This is a genomic window from Pseudomonas taiwanensis (assembly GCF_013393345.1).
In the GTDB taxonomy this organism is placed as follows: Bacteria; Pseudomonadota; Gammaproteobacteria; order Pseudomonadales; family Pseudomonadaceae; genus Metapseudomonas; species Metapseudomonas resinovorans_C.
The window spans coordinates 44,035-55,674 of sequence record NZ_QJRF01000050.1; the positions used below are offsets into that span (position 1 = coordinate 44,035).

The 11,640-nt window shown below is 59.0% G+C and carries 5 protein-coding genes, 2 tRNA genes and 3 rRNA genes; all 10 read right to left on the reverse strand.

Annotation, left to right across the window (positions count from 1 at the left end):
• On the reverse strand, window positions 1-2,655 hold the full coding sequence (locus DM872_RS11130) for a TonB-dependent receptor (protein ID WP_256873368.1): 2,655 nt from the start codon (window positions 2,653-2,655) through the stop codon (window positions 1-3).
• Between the two features lie 113 nt (window positions 2,656-2,768).
• Window positions 2,769-3,719, reverse strand: coding sequence for a FecR domain-containing protein (locus DM872_RS11135; RefSeq protein WP_179059554.1), 951 nt, complete (start codon window positions 3,717-3,719; stop codon window positions 2,769-2,771).
• Window positions 3,709-4,233 (reverse strand): sigma-70 family RNA polymerase sigma factor, encoded by a 525-nt coding sequence (locus DM872_RS11140; protein WP_179059555.1) that lies wholly within the window; start codon window positions 4,231-4,233, stop codon window positions 3,709-3,711. Before DM872_RS11140 ends, DM872_RS11135 begins: the two co-directional genes overlap by 11 nt.
• A 117-nt stretch (window positions 4,234-4,350) precedes the next feature.
• A complete protein-coding gene (locus DM872_RS11145; RefSeq protein WP_373273704.1) occupies window positions 4,351-5,142 on the reverse strand; it encodes a phosphate/phosphite/phosphonate ABC transporter substrate-binding protein in 792 nt (263 codons plus the stop codon).
• Window positions 5,143-5,145: 3 nt separating this feature from the next.
• Window positions 5,146-6,090, reverse strand: coding sequence for a fatty acid desaturase (locus tag DM872_RS11150; RefSeq protein ID WP_179059557.1), 945 nt, complete (start codon window positions 6,088-6,090; stop codon window positions 5,146-5,148).
• Between the two features lie 290 nt (window positions 6,091-6,380).
• Window positions 6,381-6,496: ribosomal RNA gene (gene rrf / locus DM872_RS11155) — 5S ribosomal RNA — on the reverse strand.
• Window positions 6,497-6,632: 136 nt separating this feature from the next.
• A 23S ribosomal RNA gene (locus DM872_RS11160) occupies window positions 6,633-9,523 on the reverse strand.
• A gap of 227 nt (window positions 9,524-9,750) precedes the next feature.
• A tRNA-Ala gene (locus DM872_RS11165) sits at window positions 9,751-9,826 on the reverse strand.
• 32 nt (window positions 9,827-9,858) lie between these two features.
• Window positions 9,859-9,935 (reverse strand) — tRNA-Ile (locus DM872_RS11170).
• A gap of 65 nt (window positions 9,936-10,000) precedes the next feature.
• Window positions 10,001-11,537 (reverse strand): 16S ribosomal RNA (locus DM872_RS11175).
• The 16S, 23S and 5S rRNA genes sit together here with 2 tRNA genes alongside, the layout of an rRNA operon.
• Window positions 11,538-11,640 lie beyond the last annotated feature (103 nt).

Below are 11,640 nucleotides of genomic sequence, written 5' to 3' on the forward strand. Positions count from 1 at the left end.
TCAGAAGTCGTAGCTGAGCCGGGTGTAGTAGAAGGCCCCTTCCGGCGCCGCCGGAGCCAGGTAGCTGTATTGCTGCGCCGGGGTCTGCCGCAGGCGCGGATTGAAGTCGTCGGGATGGCTGTCGAACAGGTTGTTGGCGCCCACCGACAGGCGCAGTTGCTCGGTGAAGGCGTAGTTCACGTCCAGGTCGGTTACCCACTGGGCGGAGAAGGTCTGGTCGAACTGGGCATTGCTGGCGGAGGCGGCGTACTTGCGGTACTCGCCGTAGCGGGTCTGGTAGAGGCTGACCGTCCAGGGGCCCAGGCGGTGCACGGCGCCCAGCACTAGCTTGTCTTCCGGGTAGCCGTGCTCCAGGTACCCACGGGATTCGCGGGTGACCGTCTCGAAGCCATGAGGGTTGGCATGGACCTTCTCGATGCGGGTGCGGGTGCGCGTGTAGCCGGCGGAGAGGTCGAGGTCGCCGTAGGCCGCCAGGTCGATGTCGTACTTGCCGACGATGTCGACGCCGCGGGTGCGGGTATCGGCGGCGTTGGTCATGAACTGCGCCCAGGCGTACTGGCCAAAGCCCGCTGCGGCGAGAATCGCCTCGGCCTCCGGGCCGGAGATACCGCCGCTGAAGAGGATGCGATCGCGGATATCGATCTGGTACGCATCGATGGTCAACGAAGCCCGGTCGCTGGGGCGGAACACCAGGCCGACGGAATAGTTGGTGGATTTCTCCGGCTTGAGGTCCTGGGCGCCAAGTGCCTGCGCAGCCGGGTGGCTGACCGGCAGCATGCGGGTGAGCACGGGGTTGCCGTTGGCGTCGACGTTGGTGGTGGTGGTCCAGGAGGTGCCGATCTGCCCCAGGGTGGGCGCACGGTAGGCATTGTTGAGGGTGCCGCGAATGCCGATCTCCGGGGTCAGCTCGTAGCGCGCCGAGATCTTGCCCGTGCTGGTGGTGCCGAAATCGTCGTAGTGCTCGGTTCGTCCGGCCAGGCCGAACTGGAATTTTTCGGTGAGCTGGGTCTCCAGGCCCAGGTAGATGCCGCCGACCTTGCGTTTGTAGGTGCCGGCATCGTCCGGCTGCAGGCCGGAAGCTTGCACGGCACCCACTTGCACGCCATCGATACCGCCGAAGGAGTAGGAAGCGAAGTCGCCGTCCTCCAGCCGGTACTCCTCTTCGCGCCAGGCGGCACCGGCGGAGAAGGTCAGCGGACTGGCGGCCCAGTCGACATCGAGGTCACGCACGTAGTCCAGGGCCAGATTGGTCTGTTCGTTGATCAGGGTGGCGACTTCGAATCGCGTCGGGCTAGCGGCGCCGTAACTCGGGTTGACGGTGTTGAAGGCCTTCTCGTCGTGCTTGTCGCGCCCATAGGTGGCGCTGAGATCGAGGCGGCCGATGCCGGCGTCCTCGAAGCGGGAACCCACGGTTAGCGCACCGTCTTCATAGCGATAGCGATACTTGGGAATGGTGCCGTCGGGGTAGATCGCCGGCACGTTGTTCGGGCTGCCGGCCAGCAGCGGCGGGGTGTTGTTGAAGGACTCGTCCTGGCCGTAGGTGGCGAAACTGTAGAGCCGCCAGCGGTCGTCCAGGCCGATCTCAGCGTTAGCGGCGAGGTTGTATTTCTCGCGGCTGGCACCGCCCCAGCGCGGGTCCTGGACCTTGCCTTCGGCGATGAACTTGTCGCCGATATCGGTGGGCTTGTTGTTCAGGCCATTGGCGCTGAGGGTGAGGAAACCATCACCGGGTAAAGCCAGGCCGTGCCAGACATCCGCCGACTTGCTGAAGCCATCGCCCTGGCCGTACTGGCCGATGCGCGCGTTGGCCTGGCCACCGTTGTCGCGTTCCTTGAGGACGATGTTGATCACCCCGGCCACGGCGTCCGAGCCGTACTGCGCGGAGGCGCCATCGCGCAGCACTTCGATATGGTCGACGGCGCTGATGGGGATCATGTCCAGGTCCACCGGCTGGGCGCCGATGAAAGGAACGCCGCCGGAGATGTTGACCACCGCCGAAGCATGCCGGCGCTTGCCGTTCACCAGCACGAGGGTCTGGTCCGGCGACAGGCCGCGCAGGGACGCGCCCTTGGGGTCCTGGCCGCGGGTGGCGCTCTGGTTTTGCGGGAAGTTGAACGAGGGCAGCAACTGGAACAGCGCCTGGTTGAGGCTGGTGGCGCCGATGCGGACCAGTTCCTTGCTGTCGATGACATCCACCGGGGCTGCGCTGGTCAGGGCAGTGGTGTCGTGACGGCGGGTGCCGACGGAGATCACACGCTCCAGCACGGGTTCTTCCGGCACGGCAGCCGGCGGTGTGACCTGGCTCGACGCTGGCTTGGCGGGACGTACGCCACCGCCCTTGACGATGAAGGCGCCGGCCGGGCTGACCTGTAGCTCGAGCCCCGTACCACGCAGGGCGGCGTTCACAGCCTGGGCGGCCGAGAGATCGCCCTCCACGGCAGCGGCGGAGAAGCGGCCCACATCGGGCGTGAAGGAGATGACCTGGCCGCTCTGGCGACTGATGTTGAGGAGCACTTCATCCAGCGGACCGGGAGCGATGTGGTAGCTGTGCCGGGCTTCTTCGGCCGCGTGTGCGCACGTGAAAATGAAACTGGCCAAAGGGCCGAGGGCAAAGGCCGCAAGACGGCGGCGATGCGAAGCAGCGATAGGACGCAAGATGACTCCCCCAAGGAATCCGTTATGGCGCTGCTCCCTGCAGCGCCTTCGCATGGGGTGTGCATCGGCGCTGCGGAATCTTGCAGATCGTTTGGTTATGGCCTTAGAACCGATCAGGCCGGGAGCAGGCTTATCCACAGGTCGGTCCGGCGGACGATGCGCAGCGGCAGGGTGCGACTGAGGGCGTCCAGCACCTGATCGCTGGCGTCCAGGCGGAACAGGCCGCTGACGCGCATGCCTTCAAGGCTTGGGTGCACACGCAAGACGCCTGCCCGGTAGGGGCGCAGCGCTGTAATCACGTCCCGCAACGGGCTGTCGCGAACTTCCAGCAGGCCATCGACCCAGGCAGTTTCGCCAAGCCTCGCCTGCAACGCCGGGCCGAAGCGATGGGGGCCGAAATCCACAGCCTGGCCGGCCGGTAGTCGCAGGCGAACGCCGCTGCGGTTAACCAGTTCCAGCGGGCCGCCGAGGGCGAGAACGCGGCTCCGGCCATCCCGCTCGGCGACCATCATGCCGGCACCGGCGGAGGACACCTGGCCCATGCCGGTATGTACGATGAAGGGCCTGCGATCGGCGCGAGCCACTTGGGCAAGGAGCTCACCACCCCGCAAGCGTACAAGTCGTCTGTTGATATCGAAATCGAGGTCCACCGCGCTGCGCGCATTGATCACCAGTCTGCTGCCGTCTTCTGCATGCAGGCTACGGCGCTGGCCGGTGCCGGTGCGCAAGTCGGCGGTCAGCTCATCCAGCGGGGTGACACGGTTGCCCAGCAATCCAGCACCGACCATCAGACCACTGCCCACGAGCGCCCTCTGCAGCAGTTGCCGCCGGCTGGAGGGTGCCTGGAGCACCCGTTGCAGCAACTCGCCACCGGCGTCCTGTACGACCGGGCGCCTGAAAACGCCCAGGGCTTGCTCGAGATGCGTACAGAGGCGTTCGTGGCGCGGGTCCTGCGCACGCCAGGCGCTGAACGCGTAGAAGTCTTCGTCGCTGGCCGCTCCGGAACGCAACAGCACTATCCAGCGCGAAGCCTGTTCGATCAGGGCGTCCTGGTCATTGCTCATGTCGGTAATCCAGGCTGGCACGGAGACAGCGGGTGATGGCCTTCCCCATGTAGTCGCTCACCGAGCGCAGTGATATGCCCAGTTCGGCAGCAATTTCGGGGTAGGTCAGGCCGTTGACCTGCGACAGCAGGAAGGTGGCTTTGACCTTGGCGGGGAGGCCGTCCAGCAGGCGGTCGATCTCCTCCAGCGCCTGGGTCATCTGGGCCAGCGTTTCGGGCGAAGGCGCATCGTGTTCGGGCTCGTTGAGCAGGGCGTCGAGGTATGCGCGCTCCAGATCACGGCGACGCCAGACCTGGTAGACCAGGCGCTGGGCAATGGTGGTCAATAACGCGCGAGGCTGGCGGATCGGCTCGATGCGCGGCGCGCTGAGCAACTGGACGAAGGTGTCGGCAGCAACGTCTTCGGCGCTGGCCGCGGAATCCAGATAGCGGCGCAAGCGTCCGCAGAGCCAGTTGTAATGACTGCTGAATAGCGTGCCCACGTAAAGGCTGTGGGAGTTCTCGGCACCGGACATGGCCACTCCATAAATCGGTCAATGCAGGGAGGGTCCGGTGTTCCGGTGGGTGAATCCTAACAAGGCGTCTTATTCTTCAAAAATATTTAAATTCTATTTTTATAGATCCATTTGGAATTATCGAAGTTCGGCAAAGCCTTGGGCGACGGCCTGCTGCTGGTAGTCGAGGAGGATCCGGTAGTCGTCGTCCTTCGCGGGCAGGACTTTACGGATAGCCAGGATGTTGGCCACCTGGGGGAGGTCGTCCAGCGCCTGGTTCATGGCCTCGCGTACCCGCACAGCCTCGGCGTCACTGAGGTTGGCCCTGCCGATATAGGGGAGGTTGGGACTGGGGGCGCTGCGCTCGATCAAGCGCAAGTCGGCCACTTCAGTCGGCGCGTAACGAGCCAGGTAGGCGTAGGTGACGCTGTCTACCGCGGCCAGATCGGCCTGGTTCTCCCGCAACAGGCGCAGGCTTTCACGGTGGCTGCCGCTGTGGATAACGCTGGAGAAGAAGGAGCCACCTTGCTGTAACGGTGCGAGGCGATGGCGGAAGAGGTTCATGCCGGTATTGGAGCCGGCGTCGTTGATCGCACCGCGACTGCCGAGGAAGGCATCGAGGGTGGTTCGGGCGTCCTCTGCGCGGGCGAGGATCAGGCTGCAATGCCAACCGTCTGCACTGTCGGGGAGCACGTAATCGGGGCGGCCCAGCACGCGGACTTGCCCGCGCAGTTGGGTCATCAGCGGATATCCACAGGTCTGGGTCAGCAACAGGCGGGGAGAGGTCCAGAGCTCTGGGAGGCTGAGTCCATCGGCGGCAAGTCGCTCCTCGCCAAGCAATTCGAGTATCCGCCGTAACCAGGCGACGTTGGCGTCCTCCACACATTGCGGAGCGACGTACATCAGCAATTCCGTGTGGCGCATGACGATTCCTCACTGAGCACTGGGGTGGCGGGGGCTATCGATAGGGCGTAGTCCGTGGCGGCGGAAAAATTCGCCATAGCCGCGCACGTGAAACCCACCGCTACGCGCTACCCATCGCTCACGGCGTGCGCGGAATACCCGTGGCAGGTAGTACCAGGGGAGGCCAGGCAGGTCGTGGTGAACCAGGTGCAGATTGATGTGGAGAAAGAGCCAGCTCCAGGGCCAGGCGGCCTCGTTGATCACCGTCCGCTGTTCCGGGAGCGCCGCAGGGCGATGTTCGTAGAAGGAACGGACCATGGCCAGGGAAAGCGCGGGAACGCTGACCAGCAGCAGGTAGTGCCAGACAGGCAGCAGGCTATAGCGAGCGATGAAGATGAGCATTAGCACGGTAGCTGCCCCGTGGACGCTCCACATGGACCAGGCCTTGATGTCCCCCTTGAGCAGGCGAGCAGCCTCTTCCCTGGCCAGCGATGCCAGGGTCAAAGGGGGGCCAAGGAGCAGTCGACCGAGCAATGTCTTATCGAGCCAGCGCAGCGTGCGGGAGAGCCTGGGGCTGGTGCTCCATTGGTGCTGGCCGAGGTAGCGGCTTTCGGGATCGAGGCCCGGCATGGTCAGGTCCTCATCGCGGTGGTGACGCAGGTGGGTATCGCGATAGAGGGTATAGGGATACCAGACCGCAAACGGGGCATAGCCGAGCAGCTTGTTGATGAGGGTCCAGCGGGTCGGGTGACCATGCAGCAGCTCGTGTTGCACGGATAGCCAGAGCACTACCACAGGGATCAACAGTACGGTCGTCAGCCCTAGGCCGAGGTGCGGGCTGGCTAGGTGCAAGGTAATCCAGCCGGTGTAAACGCCGATCAGCAGTAGCCAGGTCGGCCAGTCGGTCCTTGCTGTCAGGCTGCGCTGCAAGCACTCGACCTGCCGGCGTTGCGCATCATCGAGATAGCGGGGCATGGCTAGCCTCGGCTATCGGCTGGGGATAAACGTGAATCATGGAGACTCCTGCGGGGGCTCAGTGGGAATGGCCGGCGGCCTGTATTCCCGTCTGTGCAACGACGCAGGAAAAACATGCAGAACGATTGGTTATTGGTTGCTAACTGGAGGCTCTATCAGCGATGTCGCCGCATTCTGCCGCTATGGGAGGGCTGTAACGGTTTGGGCGATCAGGCTGGTGCGAAGGGTTTTTCTCGCGCCCAAAGACAAACCCCCGAACCGTTTTCACGGATCGGGGGTTTGGGATAGAAGCTTGACGATGACCTACTCTCACATGGAGAAGCTCCACACTACCATCGGCGATGCGTCGTTTCACTGCTGAGTTCGGGATGGGATCAGGTGGTTCCAACGCTCTATGGTCGTCAAGCAATTCGGCTGGGATCTCGTCGATGACGCGATCCCGAATCAGGTATGTGACAGTCTGTCTTTGCGGTTCAGGCCAATTTTCGGTCTGTCGACTTCAACCAGTCGCACCCACAATCACCAGATTGTTTGGGTGTTATATGGTCAAGCCTCACGGGCAATTAGTATTGGTTAGCTCAACGCCTCACAGCGCTTACACACCCAACCTATCAACGTCGTAGTCTTCGACGGCCCTTTAGGGGATTCAAGATCCCAGTGAGATCTCATCTTGAGGCGAGTTTCCCGCTTAGATGCTTTCAGCGGTTATCTCTTCCGAACATAGCTACCCGGCGATGCCACTGGCGTGACAACCGGAACACCAGAGGTTCGTCCACTCCGGTCCTCTCGTACTAGGAGCAGCCCCTCTCAAATCTCAAACGTCCACGGCAGATAGGGACCGAACTGTCTCACGACGTTCTAAACCCAGCTCGCGTACCACTTTAAATGGCGAACAGCCATACCCTTGGGACCGGCTTCAGCCCCAGGATGTGATGAGCCGACATCGAGGTGCCAAACACCGCCGTCGATATGAACTCTTGGGCGGTATCAGCCTGTTATCCCCGGAGTACCTTTTATCCGTTGAGCGATGGCCCTTCCATACAGAACCACCGGATCACTAAGACCTACTTTCGTACCTGCTCGACGTGTCTGTCTCGCAGTCAAGCGCGCTTTTGCCTTTATACTCTGCGACCGATTTCCGACCGGTCTGAGCGCACCTTCGTACTCCTCCGTTACTCTTTAGGAGGAGACCGCCCCAGTCAAACTGCCCACCATACACTGTCCTCGATCCGGATGACGGACCAGAGTTAGAACCTCAAGCATGCCAGGGTGGTATTTCAAGGATGGCTCCACGAGAACTGGCGTCCTCGCTTCAAAGCCTCCCACCTATCCTACACAAGCAGGCTCAAAGTCCAGTGCAAAGCTACAGTAAAGGTTCACGGGGTCTTTCCGTCTAGCCGCGGATACACTGCATCTTCACAGCGATTTCAATTTCACTGAGTCTCGGGTGGAGACAGCGCCGCCATCGTTACGCCATTCGTGCAGGTCGGAACTTACCCGACAAGGAATTTCGCTACCTTAGGACCGTTATAGTTACGGCCGCCGTTTACCGGGGCTTCGATCAAGAGCTTCGCTTGCGCTAACCCCATCAATTAACCTTCCGGCACCGGGCAGGCGTCACACCCTATACGTCCACTTTCGTGTTTGCAGAGTGCTGTGTTTTTAATAAACAGTCGCAGCGGCCTGGTATCTTCGACCGGCATGGGCTTACCGAGTAAATCGTTCACCCTCACCGGCGCACCTTCTCCCGAAGTTACGGTGCCATTTTGCCTAGTTCCTTCACCCGAGTTCTCTCAAGCGCCTTGGTATTCTCTACCCAACCACCTGTGTCGGTTTGGGGTACGGTTCCTAGTTATCTGAAGCTTAGAGGCTTTTCCTGGAAGCATGGCATCAACCACTTCGCGTTCTAAAAGAACGCTCGTCATCAGCTCTCGGCCTTGAACACCCGGATTTGCCTAAGTGTTCGGCCTACCACCTTAAACTTGGACAACCAACGCCAAGCTGGCCTAGCCTTCTCCGTCCCCCCATCGCAATAACTAGAAGTACGGGAATATTAACCCGTTTCCCATCGACTACGCATTTCTGCCTCGCCTTAGGGGCCGACTCACCCTGCGTCGATTAACGTTGCGCAGGAACCCTTGGTCTTTCGGCGTGCGAGTTTTTCACTCGCATTGTCGTTACTCATGTCAGCATTCGCACTTCTGATACCTCCAGCAAGCTTCTCAACTCACCTTCACAGGCTTACAGAACGCTCCTCTACCGCTCGTCTTACGACGAACCCGTAGCTTCGGTGTCTAGTTTGAGCCCCGTTACATCTTCCGCGCAGGCCGACTCGACTAGTGAGCTATTACGCTTTCTTTAAAGGATGGCTGCTTCTAAGCCAACCTCCTAGCTGTCTAAGCCTTCCCACATCGTTTCCCACTTAACTAGAACTTTGGGACCTTAGCTGACGGTCTGGGTTGTTTCCCTTTTCACGACGGACGTTAGCACCCGCCGTGTGTCTCCCACGCTGACACTTCCAGGTATTCGGAGTTTGCATCGGTTTGGTAAGTCGGGATGACCCCCTAGCCGAAACAGTGCTCTACCCCCTGGAGTGATACGTGAGGCGCTACCTAAATAGCTTTCGAGGAGAACCAGCTATCTCCGAGCTTGATTAGCCTTTCACTCCGATCCACAGGTCATCCGCTAACTTTTCAACGGTAGTCGGTTCGGTCCTCCAGTCAGTGTTACCTAACCTTCAACCTGCCCATGGATAGATCGCCCGGTTTCGGGTCTATACCCAGCGACTAAACGCCCTATTAAGACTCGCTTTCGCTACGCCTCCCCTATTCGGTTAAGCTCGCCACTGAATATAAGTCGCTGACCCATTATACAAAAGGTACGCAGTCACCTAACAAAGTAGGCTCCCACTGCTTGTACGCATACGGTTTCAGGTTCTATTTCACTCCCCTCTCCGGGGTTCTTTTCGCCTTTCCCTCACGGTACTGGTTCACTATCGGTCAGTCAGTAGTATTTAGCCTTGGAGGATGGTCCCCCCATATTCAGACAAAGTTTCACGTGCTCCGTCCTACTCGATTTCACTTCCTGGACCCTTTCGCGTACGGGGCTATCACCCACTATGGCCGCACTTTCCAGAGCGTTCCGCTAAAATCCAAGAAGCTTAAGGGCTAATCCCCGTTCGCTCGCCACTACTAAGGGAATCTCGGTTGATTTCTGTTCCTCAGGGTACTTAGATGTTTCAGTTCCCCTGGTTCGCCTCTTGCACCTATGGATTCAGTACAAGATACCTAGGTTATCCTAGGTGGGTTCCCCCATTCAGAGATCTCCGGATCAAAGTCTGTTTGCCGACTCCCCGAAGCTTATCGCAGGCTACCACGTCTTTCATCGCCTCTGACTGCCAAGGCATCCACCGTATGCGCTTCTTCACTTGACCATATAACCCCAAGCAATCTGCTCGTGATCATAGGGGTGAAGACGACATTCGCCGAAAATTCGCGCTTGAACTCGCAAATTTTACCTTGAATTATTGAGTGCAGTGAAACACTCAACAAGTCACTTCTATCACATACCCGAATTTTTAAAGAACGATTCTGAAGCAAAGTTCAGAATTCAATATCCCACTACGGATATTCAATTCTGGACTCTTGGTCAGCCTGGAGATGGTGGAGCCAAGGAGGATCGAACTCCTGACCTCCTGCGTGCAAAGCAGGCGCTCTCCCAGCTGAGCTATGGCCCCAATGTCAACCGGTCATACGACCCCGCGACAATTGGTGGGTCTGGGCAGATTCGAACTGCCGACCTCACCCTTATCAGGGGTGCGCTCTAACCAACTGAGCTACAGACCCAATCGCCTTCGCAATTGAATCAAGCAATTCGTGTGGGAACTTATGAAGAAGCTGAAGTCTTCGATTAAGGAGGTGATCCAGCCGCAGGTTCCCCTACGGCTACCTTGTTACGACTTCACCCCAGTCATGAATCACTCCGTGGTAACCGTCCCCCTTGCGGTTAGACTAGCTACTTCTGGAGCAACCCACTCCCATGGTGTGACGGGCGGTGTGTACAAGGCCCGGGAACGTATTCACCGTGACATTCTGATTCACGATTACTAGCGATTCCGACTTCACGCAGTCGAGTTGCAGACTGCGATCCGGACTACGATCGGTTTTATGGGATTAGCTCCACCTCGCGGCTTGGCAACCCTTTGTACCGACCATTGTAGCACGTGTGTAGCCCTGGCCGTAAGGGCCATGATGACTTGACGTCATCCCCACCTTCCTCCGGTTTGTCACCGGCAGTCTCCTTAGAGTGCCCACCATAACGTGCTGGTAACTAAGGACAAGGGTTGCGCTCGTTACGGGACTTAACCCAACATCTCACGACACGAGCTGACGACAGCCATGCAGCACCTGTGTCTGAGTTCCCGAAGGCACCAATCCATCTCTGGAAAGTTCTCAGCATGTCAAGGCCAGGTAAGGTTCTTCGCGTTGCTTCGAATTAAACCACATGCTCCACCGCTTGTGCGGGCCCCCGTCAATTCATTTGAGTTTTAACCTTGCGGCCGTACTCCCCAGGCGGTCGACTTATCGCGTTAGCTGCGCCACTAAGATCTCAAGGATCCCAACGGCTAGTCGACATCGTTTACGGCGTGGACTACCAGGGTATCTAATCCTGTTTGCTCCCCACGCTTTCGCACCTCAGTGTCAGTATCAGTCCAGGTGGTCGCCTTCGCCACTGGTGTTCCTTCCTATATCTACGCATTTCACCGCTACACAGGAAATTCCACCACCCTCTACCGTACTCTAGCTCAGTAGTTTTAGAGGCAGTTCCCAGGTTGAGCCCGGGGATTTCACCTCTAACTTGCTGAACCACCTACGCGCGCTTTACGCCCAGTAATTCCGATTAACGCTTGCACCCTTCGTATTACCGCGGCTGCTGGCACGAAGTTAGCCGGTGCTTATTCTGTTGGTAACGTCAAAACAACCAGGTATTAACTAGCTGCCCTTCCTCCCAACTTAAAGTGCTTTACAATCCGAAGACCTTCTTCACACACGCGGCATGGCTGGATCAGGCTTTCGCCCATTGTCCAATATTCCCCACTGCTGCCTCCCGTAGGAGTCTGGACCGTGTCTCAGTTCCAGTGTGACTGATCATCCTCTCAGACCAGTTACGGATCGTCGCCTTGGTGAGCCTTTACCCCACCAACTAGCTAATCCGACCTAGGCTCATCTGATAGCGTGAGGTCCGAAGATCCCCCACTTTCTCCCGTAGGACGTATGCGGTATTAGCGTCCGTTTCCGAACGTTATCCCCCACTACCAGGCAGATTCCTAGGCATTACTCACCCGTCCGCCGCTCGCCGGCATCCCGAAGGACCCGCTGCCGCTCGACTTGCATGTGTTAGGCCTGCCGCCAGCGTTCAATCTGAGCCATGATCAAACTCTTCAGTTCAATACTGCTTGGGTTTTGAGAAAACCCTAAACTTGGCTCAGCAATCGCAAATAAACTCTCGAATTCACGAGTGTTACTTGTGATGCTGATAATCAGTTGACTA